The sequence below is a fragment of the Microbacterium sp. SORGH_AS_0421 genome (genome assembly GCF_030818635.1).
Classification (GTDB): domain Bacteria; phylum Actinomycetota; class Actinomycetes; order Actinomycetales; family Microbacteriaceae; genus Microbacterium.
Map to the genome: position 1 here is coordinate 1880651 of NZ_JAUTAO010000001.1, position 22554 is coordinate 1903204.

At 69.1% G+C, this 22554-nt stretch carries 20 protein-coding genes and 1 pseudogene; 8 read left to right on the forward strand and 13 right to left on the reverse strand.

All coding sequences use genetic code 11. The features are described from left to right. Positions 1-234: 234 nt before the first annotated feature. The 9 genes and pseudogenes from QE416_RS08965 to sdhC all read right to left on the reverse strand — a co-directional run bounded on the left by QE416_RS08965 (position 235) and on the right by sdhC (position 8844). Positions 235-1098 (reverse strand): Fpg/Nei family DNA glycosylase, encoded by an 864-nt coding sequence (locus QE416_RS08965; RefSeq protein ID WP_307315422.1) that lies wholly within the window; start codon positions 1096-1098, stop codon positions 235-237. Positions 1099-1162: 64 nt separating this feature from the next. Further along, complete coding sequence (locus QE416_RS08970) at positions 1163-1720, reverse strand: GNAT family N-acetyltransferase (protein WP_307315425.1); 558 nt, start codon at positions 1718-1720, stop codon at positions 1163-1165. A 196-nt stretch (positions 1721-1916) separates the two neighbouring features. Next, positions 1917-2922 (reverse strand): annotated as a pseudogene (gene trpS, locus QE416_RS08975) (tryptophan--tRNA ligase). A 124-nt stretch (positions 2923-3046) separates the two neighbouring features. Then, the gene (locus QE416_RS08980) at positions 3047-3895 is read right to left on the reverse strand and encodes an exodeoxyribonuclease III (protein ID WP_307315428.1); all 849 of its coding nucleotides are present in this window, start codon (positions 3893-3895) and stop codon (positions 3047-3049) included. Positions 3896-3956: 61 nt separating this feature from the next. Beyond that, positions 3957-5156: a YihY/virulence factor BrkB family protein gene (locus QE416_RS08985; RefSeq protein WP_267786313.1), complete on the reverse strand. Its 1200-nt coding sequence runs from the start codon at positions 5154-5156 to the stop codon at positions 3957-3959. A 133-nt stretch (positions 5157-5289) separates the two neighbouring features. Next, positions 5290-6075, reverse strand: coding sequence for a succinate dehydrogenase iron-sulfur subunit (locus tag QE416_RS08990; RefSeq protein WP_103206559.1), 786 nt, complete (start codon positions 6073-6075; stop codon positions 5290-5292). A gap of 1 nt (position 6076) precedes the next feature. Then, positions 6077-7906: a succinate dehydrogenase flavoprotein subunit gene (gene sdhA, locus QE416_RS08995; protein WP_210072156.1), complete on the reverse strand. Its 1830-nt coding sequence runs from the start codon at positions 7904-7906 to the stop codon at positions 6077-6079. A 45-nt stretch (positions 7907-7951) separates the two neighbouring features. Then, positions 7952-8410: a succinate dehydrogenase hydrophobic membrane anchor subunit gene (locus QE416_RS09000; protein ID WP_210072155.1), complete on the reverse strand. Its 459-nt coding sequence runs from the start codon at positions 8408-8410 to the stop codon at positions 7952-7954. Continuing rightward, complete coding sequence (sdhC, locus tag QE416_RS09005; protein ID WP_013583715.1) at positions 8410-8844, reverse strand: succinate dehydrogenase, cytochrome b556 subunit; 435 nt, start codon at positions 8842-8844, stop codon at positions 8410-8412. Before sdhC ends, QE416_RS09000 begins: the two co-directional genes overlap by 1 nt. A 214-nt stretch (positions 8845-9058) precedes the next feature. Here sdhC and QE416_RS09010 point away from each other — a divergent pair, with 214 nt between their 5' ends. The 8 genes from QE416_RS09010 to QE416_RS09045 all read left to right on the forward strand — a co-directional run bounded on the left by QE416_RS09010 (position 9059) and on the right by QE416_RS09045 (position 18632). Beyond that, positions 9059-10177 (forward strand): mannose-1-phosphate guanylyltransferase, encoded by a 1119-nt coding sequence (locus tag QE416_RS09010; protein WP_103206556.1) that lies wholly within the window; start codon positions 9059-9061, stop codon positions 10175-10177. 258 nt (positions 10178-10435) lie between these two features. Continuing rightward, positions 10436-11509, forward strand: coding sequence for a BMP family protein (locus tag QE416_RS09015; protein WP_210072686.1), 1074 nt, complete (start codon positions 10436-10438; stop codon positions 11507-11509). 152 nt (positions 11510-11661) lie between these two features. Next, positions 11662-13179 carry an ABC transporter ATP-binding protein gene (locus tag QE416_RS09020; protein ID WP_307315435.1) on the forward strand — a complete coding sequence of 506 codons (1518 nt, stop codon included), beginning with the start codon at positions 11662-11664 and terminating at the stop codon, positions 13177-13179. Beyond that, positions 13176-14504 (forward strand): ABC transporter permease, encoded by a 1329-nt coding sequence (locus QE416_RS09025; protein WP_307315438.1) that lies wholly within the window; start codon positions 13176-13178, stop codon positions 14502-14504. The genes QE416_RS09020 and QE416_RS09025 overlap by 4 nt, the downstream gene beginning before the upstream one ends. Continuing rightward, positions 14501-15778 carry an ABC transporter permease gene (locus tag QE416_RS09030; protein ID WP_210072153.1) on the forward strand — a complete coding sequence of 426 codons (1278 nt, stop codon included), beginning with the start codon at positions 14501-14503 and terminating at the stop codon, positions 15776-15778. The genes QE416_RS09025 and QE416_RS09030 overlap by 4 nt, the downstream gene beginning before the upstream one ends. Before the next feature lie 36 nt (positions 15779-15814). Continuing rightward, a complete protein-coding gene (locus QE416_RS09035; protein ID WP_013583709.1) occupies positions 15815-16216 on the forward strand; it encodes a cytidine deaminase in 402 nt (133 codons plus the stop codon). Next, complete coding sequence (locus QE416_RS09040; protein ID WP_210072152.1) at positions 16213-17502, forward strand: thymidine phosphorylase; 1290 nt, start codon at positions 16213-16215, stop codon at positions 17500-17502. The genes QE416_RS09035 and QE416_RS09040 overlap by 4 nt, the downstream gene beginning before the upstream one ends. After that, on the forward strand, positions 17502-18632 hold the full coding sequence (locus QE416_RS09045; RefSeq protein ID WP_307315447.1) for an adenosine deaminase: 1131 nt from the start codon (positions 17502-17504) through the stop codon (positions 18630-18632). Before QE416_RS09040 ends, QE416_RS09045 begins: the two co-directional genes overlap by 1 nt. Positions 18633-18905: 273 nt before the next feature. Here QE416_RS09045 and QE416_RS09050 read toward each other — a convergent pair whose 3' ends face one another. The 4 genes from QE416_RS09050 to QE416_RS09065 form a co-directional block, all read right to left on the reverse strand. Next, complete coding sequence (locus QE416_RS09050; RefSeq protein WP_307315448.1) at positions 18906-19790, reverse strand: type IV toxin-antitoxin system AbiEi family antitoxin domain-containing protein; 885 nt, start codon at positions 19788-19790, stop codon at positions 18906-18908. Positions 19791-20006: 216 nt separating this feature from the next. Next, a complete protein-coding gene (locus QE416_RS09055) occupies positions 20007-20789 on the reverse strand; it encodes an alpha/beta hydrolase (RefSeq protein WP_267786321.1) in 783 nt (260 codons plus the stop codon). Positions 20790-20907: 118 nt separating this feature from the next. Next, positions 20908-22059, reverse strand: a complete 1152-nt coding sequence (locus QE416_RS09060) for a mannitol-1-phosphate 5-dehydrogenase (protein ID WP_267786323.1) — start codon at positions 22057-22059, stop codon at positions 20908-20910. After that, positions 22056-22493: a PTS sugar transporter subunit IIA gene (locus QE416_RS09065; protein WP_267786324.1), complete on the reverse strand. Its 438-nt coding sequence runs from the start codon at positions 22491-22493 to the stop codon at positions 22056-22058. Before QE416_RS09065 ends, QE416_RS09060 begins: the two co-directional genes overlap by 4 nt. Positions 22494-22554 lie beyond the last annotated feature (61 nt).

Genomic DNA, 22554 nt, shown 5'->3' on the forward strand with positions numbered 1-22554 from the left:
TGCCTCCTATCCGGACTAGCGAGAGCTGACCCTCGCATCACCGTCGGTCCCGGAATTCCACCGGATCGGCCCTCCCGCGTGAGCGGCAGGGTTCGCGGACTGTCACCGCCGGTTCGGATTCTCACCGACCCCGGAGCACGTTTTTGCACTTCTGATCCTACTCAACGTGCCCTCGGCGGTTTCATTCCCGGTCATACGGCGACGTTTCGAGCAGTCGACGGTCAATGCCCCTAGCTACTTGAGCAACCGCGACAAGCGCCGGTCGGCCAAGAGCTTGCCGCCGGTCTGACAGGTGGAGCAGTACTCGAGGGAGTTGTCGGCGAAGAACACGCTGCGCACCTCGTCGCCGCACACCGGGCACGCCTCACCTCGGCGGCCGTGCACGCGCATGCCGCGGCGCTTCGCGTCTTTCAGCTCGGCGGGCGGCTTGCCGGTGGCCGCGGTGATCGCCTCGGCGAGAGTGGTCGTCATTGCCTCGAACAGGCGATCGACCTCGTCGTCGGTGAGATTCGCTGCCAACGCGTACGGCGACATCTTGGCGGCATGCAGGATCTCGTCGGAGTAGGCGTTTCCGACCCCCGCGATGATCGACTGGTCGCGCAGCACTCCCTTGATCTGCGTGCGGCGCCCCGTGAGCAGCGCGCCGAACTCGGCGCGACCGAAATCGTCGTCGAGCGGGTCGGGGCCGAGACGGGCGATGCCCGGTACCTCGGCCGGATCGGTCACGGCGTAGACCGCCAGCGACTTCTTCGTCCCCGCCTCGGTGAGGTCGAAGCCCGATCCGTCGTCGAAGCCGACGCGCAGCGCGATCGGAGTCTTGCCGGGTTTGATGAGGGTCGTCGGCAGTGCGTCGTACCACCGCAGCCAGCCCGCCTTGGCGAGATGGAAGACGAGGTGGATGCCGCCGTCGGTCGCCACGTCGACGTACTTGCCGTGCCGCTCGACGGCCGTCACCTGGGCGCCGACCAGATCGGTCAGGGGCGGGTCGTACGTCTTGAGGGCGTTGATCGCCGACACGGTCGCTCTCTCGAAACGCAGCCCCGCGAGTCGCCCCCGTAGGAACTCGACGAGCCCTTCGACCTCTGGCATCTCCGGCATGAATACATGGTGCCACCGCCCTCCGAGATCGGGTCGGGCCTTGCGCCGGTGTCCCGGAAGGGGCTCAGCCCACCGGCCAGCTCACGGGTCGGCGGTCGTCGTCGCGCAGCAGGCCGGCCACCCACAGGTCCGAGCGACCGAGCGAATTGACGTGCGCCTGGCGCAGCAGCCCCTCGTAGCGGAAGCCGAGAGACCGCGCGACGCGCGCCGATCCGAGGTTGCCGACGGCCGCGCGCCACTCGACGCGCGCCAGTGCCGGACGCGCGGGGGAGAAGGCCCAATCGATCACCGCTCGTGCCGCCTCTGTTGCGACGCCGCGCCCGCGCACGCTCGACGACACCCAGTACCCGATCTCCGGGGCGCCGCTCGGCAGCTTGGCCAGGCCCACCATCCCGACCAGGCGTTCGTCGAGCCGGATCGCCCAGGTCGCCTCCGAACCCTCGGCCCACCACCGGTGGGCGAGCTCGACGAACGCTTCGGCATCGGCGAGCAAATAGGGAGACGGAACGGTCGTGAAGCGCTGGATCGCGGCATCCTGGCACTCTTCGTGAATGGCGGCGACATCGCCGGCGCGGGGCGTGGACAGCTCGAGGCGGGACGTGCGCAGGGTCTCCGGTTCCATTCGGCCACGCTACCGGCGGGCGTGGAGCCTGCGCCTCGCAGGACCGGATCGGCGCGCCAGAACCGGATGCCGACGAGCCCGGGGTCCGATTCTGGTGCACCGATCCGATTCCCCTGCCACACGCCAAGGGACCCGGACACGGGAACGACGACGCCCGCACGACCCGGGAGGGCGTGCGGGCGTCGGAGGGGATGGGTCAGCCGCGGCGCAGCAGACCGATCCGGTCGTACACATCCGTGAGGGTCTTCTCGGCGACCGAGGCGGCCTTGCCGGCGTTCACGGCCAGCACGCGGTCGAGCTCGGCGGGGTCGTCGAGGAGCTCGAGGGCTCGGGTGCGCACGGGCTCGAACTCGTTCACGACGACCTCGGCCAGGCCCTTCTTGAAATCGCCGTACCCGCGCCCGGCGTACTCGTCCTCGATCGAGGTGACGTCGCGACCCGTCAGGGCCGAGTAGATCACCAGCAGGTTCGAGACGCCCGGCTTCTCGTCGCGGTCGAAGCGCACCGCGCCCTCGGAGTCGGTGACCGCGCGCATGATCTTCTTCGCGCTGACCTTGGGGTCGTCGAGCAGCCACAGCACGCCCGCGTCGGACTCGGCCGATTTCGACATCTTCGACGTCGGGTTCTGCAGGTCGTAGATGCGGGCGGTCTCGCGCCGGATGACGGGCTTCGGAACCGTGAAGGTCTCGCCGAAGCGCTGGTTGAAGCGCTCGGCGAGGTCGCGCGTGAGCTCGATGTGCTGCTTCTGGTCGTCGCCGACGGGCACGACGTCGGTCTGGTACAGCAGGATGTCGGCGGCCATCAGCACCGGATAGGTGAAGAGGCCGACGTTGGTGGCATCCGTGCCGTAGCGCGCCGACTTGTCCTTGAACTGCGTCATCCGCCCGGCCTCGCCGAAACCGGTGAGGGTCGACAGCACCCACTGCAGTTCGGCGTGCGCCGGCACGTGCGACTGCACGTACAGGGTCGAGCGAGAGGGCTCGATACCGGCGGCAATGTACTGGGCGGCGGTGCGACGGGTCTTCTCGCGGCGTTCGGCGGGATCGCCGGGCTGCGTCAGGGCGTGCAGGTCGACGACCGAGAAGAAGGCGTCGTACTCGTCTTGGAGGTCGCGCCACTGCAGCAGGGCCCCGATGTAGTTGCCGATCTGGAGGCTGTCGGCGGGAGGGCTGCATTCCGGAGTAGAGGCGCTGCTGGGTCACCCCTCGATCCTAGGTGCCGAGGCGGCAGCCCCTCCGCCCCCGGTCGATCCGCCCCGGTGGGCCGACGGCAAGAGGACGGGCAGGCGAGCGGATGCCGGCCCCCCCCGGCGTCCGCGAGCTGCCGTCAGCCCCCGAGCGTGTAGTCCACGATCACCGGTGCGTGGTCGCTCCACCGGGTGTCGTACGAGGGGGCACGCTCGACCGTGTACGACGTCACCCGCGCGGCGAGGGATGGCGTGGCGACGTGGTAGTCGATGCGCCAGCCGCTGTCGGTGTCGAATGCTTTGCCGCGCATCGACCAGAACGTGTAGGGCCCGTCGACTTCGCCGACCGCGCCGCGGCCCACATCGATCCAGCCCAGGCCCGTGCCGGTCGAGCCGTCGACGCCCTCGACCGTCTCGCCCTCGGGCCCGAAGAAGCGGTCGAGGTACGCGCGCTCGCGGGGGAGGAAGCCGGCGTTCTTGCGGTTGCCCCGCCAGTTCTTGATGTCGAGCTCGCGATGACCGACGTTGAGGTCGCCCACCACCAGGGCCAGCTCTCGCTCGGCCTTGAGCTCGGGGAGGCGGCGCTCCATCGCATCGAGGAACAACCACTTGGCGTCCTGCTTGGGGGTGTCGACCTCGCCGCTGTGCACGTAGGCGCTGACGATCGTGACGGTCTCGCCGTCGATGTCGAAGTCGGTCTCGATCCACCGGCCGGAGGCATCGAGCGGCTCGGGACCGAGGTGCGTTCGGGTCTCGACGCCGGGCAGGCGGCTGATGATGGCGACGCCCGCGCGGCCCTTCTGCAGGGCCTCGTCGTTGACGATCTCCCACCCGGGCAGGGCCTCGGCCAGCTGATCGGCGGTCGCGCGCACCTCTTGCAGAGCCACGATGTCGGCGCCCGAGGCGTCGAGCCACTCGGTCATGCCCTTGCGGACGGCGGCACGGATGCCATTGACGTTGACGGAGACGATACGTACGGAACGGGCCACCCTCCGAGCCTAACGAAGGCCTCCGACATCGAGATCGCGCGGGGGAGGACGCGAGCCCCGCTCAGTCGGGGATGAGCGACACGCGGCGCGGCGCGGGGACGTCGGCCCGTGCGCGTGCCAGCTGCTTCTCCGCTGCGTCGAGCTTTCGCCTCGCGCTCCAGCGCCACGGCCAGCGCGACAGCGCGAGGTCCTTCTCGGCCTCGCGCACCCCGACCTGGGCGGCGATGACGAGAGCCGCCTGTTCCATCGCGAGCCGGTCCTCGGGGGAGCGCAGGGGAACGTCGCGGTCGCTCGCGGCGACGGCGATCCAGGCGGCCGAGACGAGGATCACGATCCCGATGAAGCGGAACCACAACAGGAACCCGATGAGCACGGCGAAGGTGGCCAGCAAGGGGTTCGACGGCGTGTAGACGAAGAGGAAGCCCGCGGCGACCTGCAGCACGACCATGCCCGTGGCACCGACGATCGCGCCCGGCCACGTGCGACGCCAGGTCAGCGTGGTGCCCGTGAGGAAGCGGAAGAGCGAAGCGAGGGCCACGGTGTTGACGCCGAAAGCCACCACGAGCGAGACGATCCGCGCGCCCGCCGACCAGCCGAGGGTCTCGCGGTCCCACCCGATGAGACCGAACACCAGGTCGACGGCGCCGGTGGTGATCGAACCCAGCAGAGCCCCCACCAGCAGGGCGATCCCGAACAGGAGCGAGGCGACGAGATCACGGGCCTTCAACAGCACGTAGTTGCGCAGGTCGAAGGGGAGTCCGAAGGTGTCGCGTACCGCGCGTCGGGTGAAGGTCACGAAGCCGATCGCCGTCCACACGACCACGACGACGGCCACGATGCCGGTGATGGTCAGAAGCCGCCCGCTCTCCTGCGCGACGGCCTCCACCTGCTCGCGATCGACGAGACCGTTCTTGCTGATGATCCCGGGGATGTAGCTGTTGACGATGTGGATGAGACCGTCGATCGCGGTCTTGCTTCCGCCCAGCCAGATCCCGACACCCGCGAACGCCAGGTACAGGGCCGAGAACACGGCGAACAGGCCCTGGTAGCTCATGCCCGCCGCGAGCAGGAATCCGTTGTGCTGCAAGAAGTGCCGCCACACCCGGATCGGGAACCACTGCGCGATCTTCGCCGCACGGGCGATGGGCTCGTCGAGGCGTTCCCGAACGGCGGTCTGCGCCGCCTCGAGCCGCTCGCGCAGCGAGGCGTCGTCGTCGCGCACCGCGGGCAGCGGCCGCGGGTCGTGGCGGTTCTCGGTCACTGTGAAAGCCTAATGAATGGATGCCGCGACTCCCGCTCCGCGGACAGGCCACGGCATCCGCGATCCGTGTGCGGCCCCGAGAACGCCGAACGGCGGGGCGCCGGAGCGCACCCGCCGTTCGAGGGAATGAGAGTCAGCGACCGCCGCGGAGGACGGCCTGCTTGACCTCGGCGATGGCCTTGGTGACCTCGATGCCGCGGGGGCAGGCCTCGGTGCAGTTGAAGGTCGTGCGGCAACGCCACACGCCCTCTTTGTCGTTGAGGATGTCGAGGCGCACATCTCCGGCGTCGTCGCGCGAGTCGAAGATGAAGCGGTGCGCGTTGACGATCGCGGCGGGGCCGAAGTACTGGCCGTCCGTCCAGAACACGGGGCACGACGAGGTGCACGCGGCGCACAGGATGCACTTGGTGGTGTCGTCGAAGACCTCACGGTCGACGATCGACTGCACGCGCTCCTTGCCGGGCTCGGGCTTCGAGTTCGAGATCAGGAAGGGCTGCACCTCGCGGTAGGAGGCGAAGAACGGCTCCATGTCGACGATGAGGTCCTTCTCGAGGGGCAGGCCCTTGATCGCCTCGACGTAGATCGGCTGCGAGATGTCGAGATCCTTGATCAGCGTCTTGCAGGCGAGGCGGTTGCGACCGTTGATGCGCATCGCGTCGGAGCCGCAGATGCCGTGCGCGCACGAGCGGCGGAACGACAGCGAGCCGTCGACCTCCCACTTGATCTTGTGCAGCGCGTCGAGCACGCGGTCGGTGGAGTACAGCTCCACGTCGTAGTCGACCCAGCGGGGCTCGTCGTCGACCTCGGGGTCGAAGCGGCGGATGTTGAAGGTGACGAGGAACGACTGGATCCCCGTGTCTTCGGGGGTCTCGGCGACCTCGTCCGAGGTGTCGACCTGCTCGATGACGGTGGATGCCATCTCAGTACTTCCTCTCCAGGGGCGGGTAGCGCAGCTCCCCGGCCTCGTTCTTGGTGAACACCACGGGCTTCCAACCGAGTTCGATGTGATCGGCCGGGTGCGACGAGTGGGGGTCGCCCGACAGGTACGCCATGGTGTGCTGCATGTAGTTCTCGTCGTCGCGCGTCGGGAAGTCGTCGCGCATGTGACCGCCGCGGCTCTCTTCGCGGTTCTGCGCCGAGTACACGACGACCTCGGCGAGGTCGAGCAGGAAGCCGAGCTCGACGGCCTCGAGCAGGTCGGTGTTGAAGCGCTTGCCCTTGTCGTCGACGTGGATGTTCTTGTAGCGCTCGCGCAGGTCGGCGATGACGTCCATCACGTGCGCGAGGGACTCGTGCGTGCGGAAGACCTGCGCACCCTTGTCCATCTCGTCCTGCAGCGTCTTGCGGAGCACGGCGATGCGCTCTGTGCCCGAGTTGCTTCGCAGGCCCTCGATCAGGCCGCGCACCTCGGCGGCCGGGTCTTCGGGGAGCGGCACGAAATCGGCGGTCTTGACGTACTCGACCGCGTTGCGGCCGGCGCGCTTGCCGAAGACGTTGATGTCGAGCAGCGAGTTGGTGCCGAGACGGTTCGAGCCGTGCACCGAGACGCACGCGCACTCGCCGGCGGCGTAGAGGCCGGGGACGACGGTGTCGTTGTCGGCCAGCACCTCTGCCTTGATGTTGGTGGGGATGCCGCCCATCGCGTAGTGCGCGGTCGGCATGACCGGGACCGGCTCGACGACCGGGTCGACACCCAGGTAGGTGCGGGCGAACTCGGTGATGTCGGGGAGCTTGGTCTCGAGGACCTCGGCACCCAGGTGCGTGCAGTCCAGCAGCACGTAGTCGCGGTGGGGGCCGGCGCCGCGGCCCTCGGCCACTTCCTGCACCATGCAGCGGGCGACGATGTCACGCGGCGCGAGGTCCTTGATGGTCGGGGCGTAGCGCTCCATGAAGCGCTCACCGCTCGCGTTGCGCAGGATCGCGCCTTCGCCGCGGGCACCTTCGGTCAGCAGGATGCCGAGACCGGCGAGGCCGGTCGGGTGGAACTGGAAGAACTCCATGTCCTCGAGTGGCAGGCCCTTGCGCCACACGATGCCCACGCCGTCACCGGTGAGGGTGTGGGCGTTGGAGGTGGTCTTGAAGATCTTTCCGAAGCCGCCGGTCGCGAAGATCACGGCCTTGGACTGGAAGACGTGCAGCTCACCGGTGGCCAGGTCGTAGGCCACGACGCCGGCGACCTGCGTCTTGCCCGCGGCATCTTTCACCGTGACGAGGTCGAGCACGTAGAACTCGTTGAAGAAGTTGATGCCGAGCTTGACGCAGTTCTGGAACAGCGTCTGCAGGATCATGTGGCCCGTGCGGTCGGCGGCGTAGCACGCGCGGCGCACGGGGGTCTTGCCGTGATCGGCCGTGTGACCGCCGAAGCGACGCTGGTCGATCTTGCCCTCGGGGGTGCGGTTGAAGGGCAGGCCCATGTTCTCGAGGTCGATGACGGCGTCGATGGCCTCTTTGGCGAGGATCTCCGCGGCGTCTTGGTCGACGAGGTAGTCGCCGCCCTTGATGGTGTCGAAGGTGTGCCACTCCCACGAGTCCTCTTCGACGTTGGCGAGCGCCGCGGCCATGCCGCCCTGCGCCGCGCCGGTGTGCGAGCGGGTGGGGTACAGCTTCGAGATGACGGCTGTCTTCGCCCCCGGGCCGGCCTCGATGGCCGCGCGCATGCCGGCGCCGCCGGCGCCGACGATCACGACGTCGAACTGGTGGTAGTGGACGCCGTCCTTGACGATCGAGTCCGAAGCGGTCTGAGTGCTCACGTGTGCAATACCTCTGCTGTCAGGGGAAGAAGGGATGCCGCCGGCTCAGGCCGACTGGCACACGTCCCACAGGGAGCTGCTCTCGGTCACACCGAGGCAGGGGTCGAAGGTGAAGACGACGAGCGTGCCGAGCAGGATGAGGAACCCGGCCGACGTCCACAGCGACCCGATGAGGATCTTGCGGACGGTGGCGTTGCCGACGTAGTCGTTGACGATCGTGCGCATGCCGTTGGCGCCGTGGATGAGGGCCAGCCACAGCATGAGGACGTCCCACCACTGCCAGAACGGCGAAGCGAGCTTGCCCGCGACGAAGGCGAAGTCGATCTGATGGATGCCCTCGCCGGTCATGAGGTTGACGAAGAGGTGGCCGAAGATCAGGACGATCAGCAGCACGCCGGAGGCGCGCATGTAGATCCAGCCCCACTTCTCGAGGTTGGAGCCCTTCTTCCGCACGCTGGGCGTGCGGGGCGCGGGGATCGTGGCGGCTTCTTGGGCGACGGACATCAGTGGCTCCCGGTGACGGCGCTGAAGACGTTGATGAGGTGGCGCGGCGTGAAGCCGAGCATGGTGACGACCCAGAGGCCGAGCACGCCCCACCACAGCTGGCGCTGGTGGCGCGTGGCCCAGGGCCAGAAGTCGACGAGGATGATGCGCAGGCCGTTGAACGCGTGGTAAGCGATCGCGCCGACCAGGGCCACCTCGCCGAGACCCATGATCGGGTTCTTGTAGGTTCCGATGACAGCGTCGTAGGCCTCGGGGGAGACCCGGATGAGCGCCGTGTCGAGGATGTGCACCAGGAGGAAGAAGAAGATGGCGACACCGGTGATGCGGTGCAGAACCCACGACCACATGCCTTCGCGGCCCCGGTAGAGAGTGCCGCGGGGCCTCTTCGAGGTGGTCTCTTTCACCGACGGCGTGGCACGTGCTGGTGCTGACACGGTCGTCCTCCCTGATCGAACACGGTGTGGGGCCCGCACGGGCTCCCAGCGTCACACGGGCGCCACTGAATACTACGTCCGGCCTATGAACGGCGGGGATTAGGGCCGCCTAAGACTCTCTCGATATCGAGATATCTGCGGATGCCGCTCGCGTCGGCGCCGGCCCGTGCGGAGCCTCCGTGCGCTCGCAGGTGCGACCGCTAGGGTCGGAGCCATGGCAGACCCCGCTATCGACGACTTCTACGCCGTGATCCCCGCCGGAGGGATCGGCAGCCGCCTCTGGCCCCTCTCGCGCGCCGACGCGCCCAAGTTCCTGCACGACCTGACCGGGTCGGGGCAGACGCTGCTGCGCGACACCTGGGACCGGCTCGCCCCGCTCTCGGGCGAGGGTCGCATCGCGGTCGTCACCGGCCGTGCCCACCGTGCCGCCGTCGAGCGCGAGCTTCCGGGTGTGCCCGACCACAACGTCTTCCTCGAGTCCGAGCCGCGCGACTCCTCGGCCGCGATCGGCCTCGCCGCGGCCATCCTCGTCCGTCGTGAGCCCGACGTCATCATCGGCTCGTTCGCGGCCGATCACGTCATCCGGCAGACCCGCCAGTTCGAGTTCGCCGTGCGCCAGGCCGTCGCGGTCGCGCGCGAGGGATACATCTGCACGATCGGCATCCAGCCCGCCGAGCCGTCCGTCGGATTCGGCTACATCAAGCAGGCCGGCGAGCTCATCGTCGACGGCGCCCCCGAGGCCTACCTGGTCGAGCGCTTCGTCGAGAAGCCCGACCTCGACACGGCGAAGGAGTACTTCGCCGACCGGGCCTACCTCTGGAACGCGGGCATGTTCATCACCCGCGCCGACGTCCTGCTCGCCGAGCTCGCCGTCAACGAGCCCGAACTCCACGCGGGTCTGCTCGAGCTCGCCGAGGCGTGGGACGACCGCGATCGTCGCGGCCCCGCCGTCGACCGCATCTGGCCGGGGCTGAAGAAGATCGCCATCGACTATTCCGTCGCCGAGCCCGCCGCGGAGAAGGGCCGCCTTGCGGTCATCCCCGGGCACTTCGACTGGGACGACGTGGGCGATTTCGCGAGCCTGTCCAAGCTCAACTCGTCGGGCGGTCGGAACGAACTCGCCATCCTCGGCGAAGACGCGCGCGTCCTCTCCGATGCCTCCAGTGGCATCGTCGTCTCGCAGACGAAGCGCGTGATCAGCCTCATCGGCGTGCGCGACATCGTCGTGGTCGACACCCCCGACGCCCTGCTCGTGACCACCAGCGAGAACGCCCAGCGCGTGAAGGGCGTCGTCGACGCGCTGAAGCTGACGGGCCGGGGCGACGTCCTCTAGCACCGCGTACCCGCAACATTCTGAGACCGGATGCCACGCCTCGTGGTATCCGGTCTCTCTTTTTCGCGGGTCGTGTGGCGGGGGGATGACGCGAGATTGCGTCTTTGTAACCATTGCCGCGCGCGGGGGCTCCCGGTGCGCAAGCGCGGCGACACAGTGGGTAACGTGACGGGATCGTCCCTCAAACCCGTTGGGGGCATCCGTCTTGGAGGACCATTCGTGAAGACCACGAAGAAGGCCGTCGTCAGCGGCCTCGCCATGATCGGCGCCGCCGTGCTGCTCGCCGGTTGCGGCGCCGCGCCCGAGAGCAACGGCTCGACCGCTGCCGCCGGGGGAGACCTCGTCGAGGGCTTCACCCCCTGCATCATCTCGGATGACGGCGGCTGGAACGACCGTTCGTTCAACCAGTCGGCCAAGGAAGGCATCGACAAGGCCGCGAGCGAGCTCGGCGTCAAGGCCATCGAGGTCGAGTCCAGCTCGGCGAACGACTACGCCCCGAACCTCGAGAACCTCGTGGCCGAGGGCTGCACGTTCATCGTCGCGGTGGGCTTCAAGCTCAGCGCCGACACCGTGGCCTCGGCCAAGGCGAACCCCAACCTCCAGTACGCGATCATCGACGACCGCGCCGACACCGACAACGACGGCAAGACCGACGCCCCGAACATCAAGCCTCTGCTGTTCGACACCGTCCAGGCCGCCTACCTCGGTGGATACGCCGCCGCCGCGTACTCCGCGGAGAACGGCGTCAACAAGGTCGGCACCGTCGGTGGCATCCCGATCCCGCCCGTCACCATCTTCATGGACGGCTTCGTCGACGGCGTGAAGAAGTACGACGAGGACAAGGGCGCCAGCGTCCAGACCTTCGGGTGGGACGTCGCCGCGCAGAACGGCTCGTTCACCGGCGGCTTCGCGGCCAACGACGCAGCCAAGCAGGCCGCGCAGGGTCTGCTCGACCAGGGCGTCGACGTGCTCCTGCCCGTGGGTGGCCCGATCTACAGCAGCGCTGCCGACGCGATCCGCGACAGCGGCTCGAAGAGCGTCATGCTCGGCGTCGACTCCGACCTCGCCAAGGCCGACCCGAACGTGTCGGATCTGGTGCTGACCTCGATCCTCAAGCGCATCGACACCGCCGTGTACGACTCGGTGACGCAGGCTGCGAAGGGCGACTTCGACGCGACCCCTTACGTCGGCACGCTCGAGAACGACGGCGTCGGCCTGGCGGACTTCAACTCGAAGTTCACCCTGCCGGCCGGTCTGGCCGATGAGCTGTCCGCTCTGCGCGAGCAGATCGTCTCCGGCTCGCTGAAGGTCACCTCGCCCAGCTCCCCGTAAGCACCACCTCTCGCGCCGCGGTCGCTCGGACCAGGAGTTCGAGCGGCCGCGGCCGTGAGCCCCAGAGAACCAACCGCGGTCACTCGGACCAGGAGTCCGAGCGACCGCGGTTTCTTTCCGTCTTCTTAACGTCTTCGAATAGGGTGCACAGCATGAAGCTCGAGCTCCGCGGCATCACCAAGCGGTTCGGGTCCCTGGTTGCGAACGACCACATCGATCTGGTCGTCCAGCCTGGCGAGATCCACGCTCTCCTCGGAGAGAACGGTGCCGGTAAATCCACACTCATGAACGTCCTCTACGGCCTGTATCAGGCCGACGAGGGCGAGATCCTGCTGGACGACGTCGTCCAGCGCTTCCGCGGCCCCGGCGATGCCATGGCCGCGGGAATCGGCATGGTGCACCAGCACTTCATGCTCATCCCCGTCTTCACCGTCGCCGAGAACGTCATGCTCGGCCACGAGAGCACCAAGGCCCTGGGCGCGCTCGATCTGAACGCCGCCCGCAAGCACGTGCGCGACGTCGCGCAGCGCTTCGGCTTCGAGGTCGACCCCGACGCTCTGGTCGGCGACCTGCCCGTCGGCGTGCAGCAGCGCGTAGAGATCATCAAGGCTCTGTCTCGGGATGCCAAGGTGCTCGTGTTCGACGAGCCCACGGCCGTGCTCACCCCGCAGGAGACCGATGAGCTCATGGGCATCATGCGGCAGCTGCGCGACGAGGGAACCTCGATCGTCTTCATCACCCACAAGCTCCGCGAGGTGCGCGAGGTCGCCGACCGCATCACCGTCGTTCGCCTGGGCAAGATCGTCGGCGAAGCCGAACCCACTGCCAGCAACGGCGAGCTCGCCTCGCTCATGGTCGGCCGCGCGGTCGAGCTCACCGTGGTCAAGGACGCCCCGAAGGCCGCGGCATCCGGGGGCCTGTCCATCCGCAACCTGCGCGTGGTCACGCCCGAGGGAGCGGTGGTCGTCGACGACGTCGATCTCGACGTGCGTCCCGGCGAGATCGTCGCGATCGCGGGTGTGCAGGGCAACGGTCAGACGGAGCTCGTCGAGGCCATCGTGGGGCTCGCCGAGGGGGTGACCGGCACCGTCGACCTCGACGGCACCGAATTGGTCGGAAAGAGCGTGCGCGCCATCCTCGACGCGGGCGTCGGCTTCGTCCCCGAGGACCGAAAAGAGGACGGCCTGGTCGGAGGCTTCTCCGTCGCCGAGAACCTCATCCTCGACCGTTCATCCGACTCCGCCTTCGTCTCCGGCGGCACGATCAAGCGCGCCGCGCTCACCGCTTTCGCCCGCGAGCGCATCGCCGAGTACGACATCCGCACCCAGTCGGCATCCACCCCGGTCGGCACGCTGTCGGGCGGCAACCAGCAGAAGGTGGTCATCGCCCGCGAGATGAGCCGCCCGCTGAAGCTGTTCGTCGCCGCTCAGCCCACCCGCGGCGTCGACGTCGGCTCGATCGAATTCATCCACAAGCAGATCGTCGCCGCGCGCGATGCGGGCGTGCCCGTGATCGTCGTGTCGACGGAGCTCGACGAGATCGCCGCCCTCGGCGACCGCATCGCGGTGATGTACCGCGGCGGCATCGTGGGCATCGTGCCGGGGAACACCCCGCGCGAGATCCTCGGGCTCATGATGGCGGGCGAGCAGCCCGCGGAGGAGACAGCGTGAGCGGCCACATCCCGAGCACGGGCCCGACCGGAGACGCAGGTCTGCCGCCCGAGCAGCTGCCGACCGCATCGGGGCCGCTGACCGGCCACACCCCCGCCGAGACGCCCGCGCCGCCGCGCACGAACCAGTTCCTCACCGAGTTGCTGCGCTCGTCGTGGATCACCACGCTCCTCGCCGTCGTCGCGGCGATGATCGTCGGCGGCATCCTGATGGCGGCCACCAACGACCAGGTGCGCGAAACCTCGGGCTACTTCTTCGCGCGTCCCGGCGACATGCTGGGTGCGATCTGGAACTCCGTCTACGGCGGCTACGAGGCGCTGTTCCGCGGCGCGGTGTTCAACTCCCGCGTCTCCGACTTCGGTGCGCAGATCCGCCCGCTCACGAACACCCTCGGGTTCGCGGCTCCGCTGATCGCGGCCGGTCTGGGCGTCGCTCTCGCCTTCCGCGTGGGTCTGTTCAACATCGGCGGACGCGGCCAGATCCTCATCGCCTGCGCCTTCGCCGGTCTCGTCACCTTCAACCTCGACCTGCCGATGATCATCCAGCTGCCGCTGACGCTCATCGTGGGTATCGCGGGCGGAGCGCTCTGGGGCGGCATCGTCGGTCTGCTCAAGGCGCGCACCGGCGCGCACGAGGTGATCCTCACGATCATGCTCAACTACGTCGCCTACTACCTGGTGACGTGGATGGTGCGCACCCCCGGTCTGCTGCAGCGCCCCGCGGGCGACCAGCCGATCTCGTCGGCGACTCCCGCGAACGCCCAGTTCCCCGAACTGTTCGGTCCGCAGTTCCCGCTGCTCGACCTCGGCTTCGTCTTCGTGATCGCGGCGACGGTCTTCGTCTGGTGGCTCATGGAGCGCTCGAGCCTCGGCTTCCGCCTGCGCGCCGTGGGCGAGAACCCGCACGCGGCCCGCGCGGCCGGAATCTCGGTACCCCGCATGTACGTCTACGCGATGCTGTTCGCCGGAGGCCTGGCGGGTCTCGCGGGTATGAACCAGATCCAGGGGGCGGTGACCACGGGCTTCGACGGTCTCATCGACTCCGGCATCGGTTTCGACGCCATCACCGTGGCCCTCCTCGGCCGCAGCCGCCCGTGGGGCGTGTTCGCGGCCGGCATCCTGTTCGGCGCCCTCAAGTCGGGCTCGTTCACGATGCAGGCCTCGCAGGGCATCCCCGTCGACATCGTGCTGGTCGTGCAGGCCCTCATCGTGCTGTTCATCGCGGCCCCGCCGCTGGTGCGCACAATCTTCTTCCTCCCCAAGAGCGAGGCCGAGCGCGCGGCCAAAGACCGGGCCAAGGCGGCCAAGAAGGCGGTGGCGGCATGACCGCGACGCATCTCGCGGATGACGCGATCCAGCTGACCACGGTGCGCGTGCGCCACATCAAGCTGGCGGTGAGCCTGACGGTCGTGACGGTGCTGCTCGCTCTGCTGTTCGCCCTCGTCCCGCGCGACGGGCAGAGCACCTTCCGCCTGGGCGACCCGGCCTCCGACATCGACCTCGGCAGCGTCGCGGTGCCCACCGCGGCCACGAGCTGGGGCGTGCTCGTGCTGCTCGTGCTCCTGACCGCCTGGTCGGTCTGGGATGCCGTGAGCTACCGCCGCACCCCGCTGTGGCTGCCGATCGCCTTCGGCGCCCTGGCCGTCTTCGCCTTCCTCGTGTGGGCCGCGGCCGACGGCCTCGTGCCGGTCACCGGCCTGCTGTTCGGAGCGCTCTCGCTCTCCGTCCCGCTGATCTTCGGCGCGCTGGGCGGCGTGATCGGCGAGCGGGTCGGCGTCGTGAACGTCGCCATCGAGGGACAGTTCCTCTTCGGCGCGTTCAGCGCGGCTCTGGTGGCATCCCTCACCCGCAACCCCTTCCTGGGGCTCGTCGCGGCCATGATCGGCGGCGTCCTCGTGGCCTTCGTGCTCGCGGCGTTCTCGATCAAGTACCTCGTCGACCAGGTGATCGTCGGTGTCGTGCTCAACGTGCTCGTCACCGGTCTCACGGGCTTCCTCTACGGCGCGCTGCTCGTGCCGAACGAGGACGTGCTGAACCGCCCGGAGCGCTTCCCCCGCATCGAGATCCCCCTGCTGGGCGACATCCCGATCATCGGACCGGTGCTGTTCAACCAGACCTTCATCGTCTACCTGATGTACGCCGTCGTCGCCGTGGTCGCGTGGGGCCTGTACCGCACCCGCTGGGGTCTTCGCCTGCGTGCCGTGGGCGAGCACCCCCAGGCCGCCGACACCGTCGGAATCAAGGTCAACTCGAGCCGCTTCTGGAACGTCTCGCTCGCCGGTGCGATCGCCGGTATCGGCGGCGCGTACTTCACCCTCGTGTCGGTGGGTCAGTTCACCAAGGAGATGACCGCGGGCCTGGGCTTCATCGCCCTCGCCGCCGTCATCTTCGGTCGCTGGGACCCGATCCGCGCGACGCTCGCGGCACTGCTGTTCGGCTTCGCGACGAACCTGCAGAACCTGCTCACGGTGCTGCGCACGCCCATCCCCAGCGAGTTCATGCTCATGCTGCCCTACATCGTGACGATCATCGCGGTGGCGGGTTTCGCCGGCCAGATCCGGGGGCCCGCAGCCGCCGGAAAGCCCTACATCAAGGGCTGACCCCCTTCCCTTCACGAGAGGATCCACCACTCCACGATGACCGACATCGACTGGGACGAACTTCGTTCGGCCGCCACGGATGCCATGCACCGCGCCTACGCGCCCTACTCGCGCTTCAAGGTGGGCGCCGCGGCGCTCGTCGCCGACGGGCGCATCGTCTCGGGGTGCAACGTCGAGAACGCCTCGTACGGCGTGACGTTGTGCGCCGAGTGCGGACTCGTATCCGACCTGCACATGAGCGGGGGCGGCCAGCTCGTGGCCTTCGTCTGCGTCGACGGTGAGGGCCGCACGCTCATGCCGTGCGGACGCTGCCGACAGCTGCTGTTCGAGCACGCGATCCCGGGCATGCTGCTCGAGACCGTCAGCGGCATCCGGACCATCGACGAGGTGCTCCCCGACGCCTTCGGGCCCCGCGACCTCGAGGAGGCGGCACGATGAGCGCCGAGCAGTACGACGCCGTCGACATCATCCGTGCGCAGCGCGACGGACGCGCCATCACCGAGGGCGAGATCCGCTGGCTGGTCGACGCGTACACGCGCGGCTACGTCATGGACGCGCAGATGTCGGCGTTCACCATGGCGGTGCTGTTGAACGGCCTCGGTCGCGACCAGATCCGCGTGCTCACCGACGCGATGATCGCCTCGGGTGAGCGCATGGACTTCGGCTCGCTCGGCAAGGTCACCGTCGACAAGCACTCGACCGGCGGCGTAGGCGACAAGATCACCCTTCCGCTCGCCCCGCTGGTCGCCGCCTTCGGCGTCGCGGTACCGCAGCTCTCGGGCCGTGGACTCGGCCACACCGGCGGGACGCTCGACAAGCTCGAGTCCATCCCCGGCTGGCGTGCAGCGCTGTCGAACGACGAGATCATGGCGCAGCTGCGCGACGTGGGCGCGGTCATCTGCGCCGCCGGCACGGGCCTGGCCCCCGCCGACAAGAAGCTCTACGCGCTCCGCGACGTCACCGGTACCGTCGAGGCGATCCCGCTGATCGCCTCGAGCATCATGTCGAAGAAGATCGCCGAGGGCACCGACTCACTCGTTCTCGACGTGAAGTTCGGCTCCGGCGCCTTCATGCAGGACATCGACCGCGCGCGCGAGCTCGCCGAGACGATGGTCGCGCTCGGCACCGACTCGGGAGTGAACACCACCGCCCTGCTGACCGACATGAACACCCCGTTGGGCCTGGCCATCGGCAATGCCAACGAGGTGCGCGAGTCGGTGGAGGTGCTCGCCGGGGGAGGACCCGCCGACGTCGTCGAGCTGACGGTGGCACTGGCCCGTGAGATGCTCACGCTGGCGGGCAGGCCCGACGCCGACGTCGAGGAAGCGCTGAAGGACGGCCGTGCGATGGACGTCTGGAACCGCATGATCCGCGCGCAGGACGGAGATCCGGATGCCGCTCTCCCCGAGCCGCGTGAGACGCACACGGTCGTGGCCGAGCGTGCGGGCGTCGTCACGCGCGTCGAGGCTCTGCCGTTCGGCATCGGCGCCTGGCGCCTGGGCGCGGGTCGCGCACGGGCCGAGGACGCCGTCGTGCACGCCGCGGGAATCGACCTGCACGTCACCGTCGGGCAGTCCGTGACCGCCGGTCAGCCGCTGTTCACCCTGTCCGCGGACGACGAGTCGCGCTTCGAGCGTGCGCTCGGCGCCGTCGAGGGCGCCCTCGAGATCGGCGACACCGCCCCCGCGGCATCGCCCATCGTTCGCGAGCGCATCACCGCGTGATGGCATCCGGAAAGAGGGAAACCGTGGCATCCGAAGAATTCCGCATCGGCCGGACGAAGATCGCCGATCTGCCGAAGGTCTCGCTGCACGACCACCTCGACGGCGGGCTGCGCCCGCAGACGGTGCTCGAGCTGGCTGACGAGATCGGGCTCGACCTGCCCGCCGACGACGCGAAGGGCCTCGAAGGGTGGTTCTCGGACCACCTCGACGGAGGCTCGCTGGAGGATTACCTCGAGAAGTTCTCGGTGACCGTCGGCGTCATGCAGACCCGTGAGGGCCTCGTACGCACGGCCAAGGAGTTCGTCGAAGACCTCGCGGCCGACGGCGTCGTCTACGGCGAGGTGCGGTGGGCCCCCGAGCAGCACCTCACCCGCGGTCTCAGCCTCGACGACGTCGTGGACGCCGTGCAGGAAGGCATCGAGCAGGGCGAAGATGCCGCCGACGCACGCGGCCGCGACATCCGCGTCGGACAGCTGCTGACGGCCCTCCGGCACAACGACAACGCGCGCGACATCGCCGAGCTCGCGGTCTCGTGGCGCGGGCGCGGTGTGGTCGGCTTCGACCTCGCCGGACCGGAGGACGGGTTCCTGCCGCAGCGGCATCGCGAGGCGTTCGACTACCTGGCCGAGCAGTTCTTCCCCACCACCGTGCACGCGGGAGAGGGGGCGGGACTGGCATCGATCCGCTCCGCTCTCCTCGACGGACGGGCGCTGCGTCTCGGTCACGGCGTGCGCATCGCCAACGACCTCGATGTCGTCTCGCGCGAGGGCGAAGAGGTGCAGGTCACTTTCGGTGACCTCGCCCGCTGGGTACGCGATCGCGAGATCACGCTCGAGCTGTCGCCCACGTCGAACCTGCAGAGCGGGGCCGTCACGGCCTGGGGCGACACGATGGACGCCCACCCGTTCGACCTGCTGTACCAGCTCGACTTCTCGGTCACGGTGAACGTCGACAACCGCCTCATGAGCGCCACCACGCTCACGCGCGAGCTGGGTCTGCTCGCGCAGGCGTTCGAGTACGACCTCGACGACCTCGAGGCGTTCCAGCTGAACGCGGCGGCGGGGGCCTTCCTGCCGGTCGAGGAACGCGAGGAGCTCATCGAGATCATCTCGGAGGGGTTCCACCGCTGACGCGGTGCGGGCGGCGCTCACCGGTTTCGGTGGGCGCCGTCGTCGTTTCCGGGAGCGGCGGGGAGGGGCGCGCGGCGTGCGAAACTCCTGAGATGTGCGCATGACGCGGCGGCGCAGTGCCCTGCCCAGGCGCGATCGCACCGTTTCTCAGGAGTTCGGTGCGGTCGGGGTCGCCGTCCGCGCTGCGGGCGGGGGAGCCGAGCGTGAGACGGAGGGACGGCGTGCCCGGGCGTGTGGCGTGCGAAACTCCTGGACTTGTGCGCCCGCACGCCGTCACGTGGGCCGGTCGCGGCGCTGTGGGGTCGAAGACTCAGGAGTGCGGCCCGGAGCGCCGTGCAGCAAGATGCGCTCGAGAGCGGCGCGGACACGGTCCGGGTGATACAGGATGTCTTCGGCTAGCAGTCGCAGCGTGGCGTAGCCGCGTTCCAGAGCGGCCATGTCGCGGCGCCGGTCCTTCTTATGGACTGGCCAGGAGCCGTGGAACTGCTCGCTGTCGCACTCGACGATGAGCCATCCGTCGACGAGCAGGTCGACACGGCCCACGCCATCGATACGGACCTGCAGCTCGACGCGGCAGCCCAGCTGACGCAGAAGCAGACGAACCAGCGACTCGGTCCCCGCTTCCGCACGCGAATCCAGCAGTGGACGCAGGGCCCGGAAGCGATGGGGGACGCGCGCGAAGACTTCGGCGATGTCTGCTTCATCGACAAGCCCGAGGTGCCAGGCGTTGTCGAGGGTGGCGACAGCGGACCGCGGCGGTTGGCATCGGATCGCCTGGGCGAGCGCCTCGACGACATCGACTGCGGCACGATCGCGTGGTGCCGACGATGCACGCCAGTGGTAGACGACGTCGCGGGGTGCCGGAGGTCGACGGCTCGCCAACGGGTCCTGCTGCACGTGGCGGTGCGAATGATGATGGACGAACACCCCGCGCATGGCCAACAGGCTGATGCAGTCCAGCCGCCCGCCCAGACGCGCAGCCGCGACGATGTCGCCGTGCGTTCCGGCCGCGACGAACCGCCCCTGCCGCACACGCGCAAGGCTGCCGTCTGCGACAGCGCGAGCGAGAGCGCGCCGCGACCATCCGGCGGCCAGGAGTTCGCGCGTCGTCCACACCGTCTCCTGGTTCTCTTCGGAAAGGGGAACGAGGGACGTCACCCGGACACCCTGGCCGATCTGATCGCCGTCTTCGTTTGGCGAGCGCCCGAGCTGTGGATGACGGGTGCCGGGGAGGAACGGGCGGCACCGAGCTCGCCCGTGCCGAACTCCTGACCTTCCGCGCTGCACGCGCCGTGCCTCGGCGGCGATGGTGCCTGAGCGGCGAGGTTCTCAGGAGTTTCGCTCGCGTGGCCGTCCGCGCGACCGCGGGCGGCGTCAGGGCCGCGGCAGGAAGCCCGCGAGCTGCTCGGCGATCACCCGGTCGACCTCGGCGGGGTCGGCCGTGGGGGTGCCATCGCCGGGTTGCGGACCGTAGGAGCCGAACGAGGCGTGCGAGGCGCCGGGGATCTCGACGAAGGTGGCGGTCGCGGGCAGCTCGCCCTTGGCATCCGCGATCTTCTGCGGGGTGGACAGGCCGTCTTCGGATCCCGAGAGGCTGAGGACGGGAAGGCCGGATGCCGAGAGGTCGTTCGCGCAGTACGAGGCGAAGAGCACGAGAGCGTCGACGTCGCCGGCGAGCTGGCAGGCGCGGACGCCGCCGAGGGAATGACCGCCGACAGCCCAGGTCGACACGTCCGGCGCGAGGTCGGTGAACGTCGACAGGGGACGGGGATCGAAGAAGGCCAGGTTGAGCCAGGGGCGCGTGATCACCACGGTCACACCGTCGTCGACGACCGTGTCCGCGAAGGTGGCGATGTACCCCTCCGCCTCGACCTTCGCGCCCGGGATGAAGACCAGCCCCTGCCCGGTCGCCCCCGTCGCGGGGGAGAGGACGATGCCCGCACCGTCATCGGTGATCGTCAGAGCCGGGTTCGCCCGGGCCTCGGCGAGCGGGCCGGGTTCGGCGCCCATCACTCCCACCTGGGTGTAGACCAGGATGCCGACGACCAGCAGCACGACGAGAGCGCCCAACCCGCCGAGAGTCCACCGCAGCCATCGCCGGCGACGGCGAGGAGCGCGCGCGGGAGGGGGATCGGCGGGGGTCTCGCTGGGGGTCACCTCTCGAGCGTATCCTCGCCGGTCGGCGTCGAGGGCGCGGGACCCCCCCCGCCGAAACGCCTCCGCCGATGTGGCGCGCGGGGCGTCACATCGGCGGAGGTTCGGAGCGTAGCGGGTGTCAGGCGGGAAGGGCAGCCTTGCGGGCCGACACGATCTCGACGATGCGCGCGTACAACGGGTGCTCGACGTCGAGGCCGGTGACCTCGGCGGTGAACGCCTCGGCGTCGAGCTCGCGCAGCATCCGCTGCAGGTCGACGGCCTGGGCGTCCTCGGCATCCGAGAACTCGAGAGCCGCGGCCATCGCGGCCACCAGCGCGTCGACGGGAAGACCCCGGTCGACGGCTTCGGCCGCCGGGCCCACGAAGCGCTCGTGTCGCGAGAGTTTGCGCAGGGGCTGGCGGCCCACCCGCCACACGGTGTCGGGGAGGGCGGCGTTGCGGAACCGGCGCAGGATGGTCGCGCGGTACTCACCCTGCACGTCGGCGTCGAGCTCGTGCTTCTCGACGAGCAGAGCGCTGGTCTCCTCGAGGGCCGCCTCGACCTTGGCCGCGATCTCGGGGTTCGACAGAGCGTCCGAGATGCGGTCGATCCCGGCCTGCGCGCCGAAGTACGCCGTGGTGGCGTGCCCGGTGTTGACCGTGAAGAGCTTGCGCTCGATGTAGGGCTCGAGGTCGTCGACGAAGTGCGCGCCGGGGATGCTCGGCGGAGTGTCGCCGAACGGCAGACGCTCGATCGCCCACTCGTAGAACGGCTCGACGGTGACATCGACACCGCCACCGGACTGCGCCGGGACGATCCGGTCGACCGCGGTGTTGGCGAAGACGGCGCGGGATGCCAAGGCATCCCACGACTCGCCCGCGAGCTCGACCACGTGCTCGCGCAGCTGATCGGTCGCGCCGATCGCGTTCTCGCACGCCATGATCTGCAGCGGGGGGAGCGCCGGATCGCGCAGGGCGAGACCCGCCACGATGTGCGGGGCCACGAACTTCAAGATGGTGGGGCCGACGGCGGTGGTCACCACGTCGGCGGTCGCGATCTCGTCGACGAGCGCCTCGGCGTCCACGGAACTGTCGATCGCGCGGAAGCCCGTCACCTCTTTGTCGACGCCGCCCTCGCCCACCTCGTGGACGGTGTACGACGACGCCGAGTTGATGGCCTCGACCAGAGCGGCCGACACATCCGAGAAGACCAGCTCGTAGCCGCCCTCGTGTAGGAGCAGGCCGACGAAGCCGCGGCCGATGTTGCCGGCGCCGAAGTGGACGGCCTTCATGCGTTGACGGATCCGGAGAGGGCCTCGAAGAGCTCCTCGGGGGAAGAGGCGGCCTTCAGACGCGCGACGTCGTCCTCCTCGGAGAAGAGGATGGCGATCTGCGACAGGATCTCGAGGTGCTCGTCGCCCTTGCCGGCGATGCCGATCACGAACGTGACGGGCTCTCCGCCCCAGTCCACGCCGCCGTCGTAGCGGACGACCGACAGGCCCGAGGTGAGGATGGCCTGCTTGGTCTCGTTGGTGCCGTGGGGGATCGCGAGCTCGTTGCCCATGTACGTCGACACGGTCACCTCGCGCTGCTGCATGGCGTCGAAGTACTCGGCGGTGACGGCACCGGTGGCCTGGAGCAGGTCGGCGGCTTCCTTCATCGCCTCCTCGCGGGTGGCGCTGCCGGGGTGGATGCGGACGGATTCACTGCGGAGGACGTCTGACATGGTTCTCGCCTTTCTCGTCGTGCTGTCCAGCCTCGCAAAACGCGGGCCGGACGGGAAGACG

Bases quoted from the DNA above. Each gene is read 5' to 3' on its own strand.
- QE416_RS08965 (WP_307315422.1), bottom strand. From the start codon at position 1,098: ATGCCGGAGATGCCAGAGGTCGAAGGGCTCGTCGAGTTCCTACGGGGG.
- QE416_RS08970 (WP_307315425.1), bottom strand. From the start codon at position 1,720: ATGGAACCGGAGACCCTGCGCACGTCCCGCCTCGAGCTGTCCACGCCC.
- QE416_RS08990 (WP_103206559.1), bottom strand. From the start codon at position 6,075: ATGGCATCCACCGTCATCGAGCAGGTCGACACCTCGGACGAGGTCGCC.
- QE416_RS09000 (WP_210072155.1), bottom strand. From the start codon at position 8,410: ATGTCCGTCGCCCAAGAAGCCGCCACGATCCCCGCGCCCCGCACGCCC.
- QE416_RS09010 (WP_103206556.1), top strand. From the start codon at position 9,059: ATGGCAGACCCCGCTATCGACGACTTCTACGCCGTGATCCCCGCCGGA.
- QE416_RS09015 (WP_210072686.1), top strand. From the start codon at position 10,436: ATGATCGGCGCCGCCGTGCTGCTCGCCGGTTGCGGCGCCGCGCCCGAG.
- QE416_RS09020 (WP_307315435.1), top strand. From the start codon at position 11,662: ATGAAGCTCGAGCTCCGCGGCATCACCAAGCGGTTCGGGTCCCTGGTT.
- QE416_RS09030 (WP_210072153.1), top strand. From the start codon at position 14,501: ATGACCGCGACGCATCTCGCGGATGACGCGATCCAGCTGACCACGGTG.
- QE416_RS09035 (WP_013583709.1), top strand. From the start codon at position 15,815: ATGACCGACATCGACTGGGACGAACTTCGTTCGGCCGCCACGGATGCC.
- QE416_RS09040 (WP_210072152.1), top strand. From the start codon at position 16,213: ATGAGCGCCGAGCAGTACGACGCCGTCGACATCATCCGTGCGCAGCGC.
- QE416_RS09045 (WP_307315447.1), top strand. From the start codon at position 17,502: ATGGCATCCGGAAAGAGGGAAACCGTGGCATCCGAAGAATTCCGCATC.
- QE416_RS09060 (WP_267786323.1), bottom strand. From the start codon at position 22,059: ATGAAGGCCGTCCACTTCGGCGCCGGCAACATCGGCCGCGGCTTCGTC.
- QE416_RS09065 (WP_267786324.1), bottom strand. From the start codon at position 22,493: ATGTCAGACGTCCTCCGCAGTGAATCCGTCCGCATCCACCCCGGCAGC.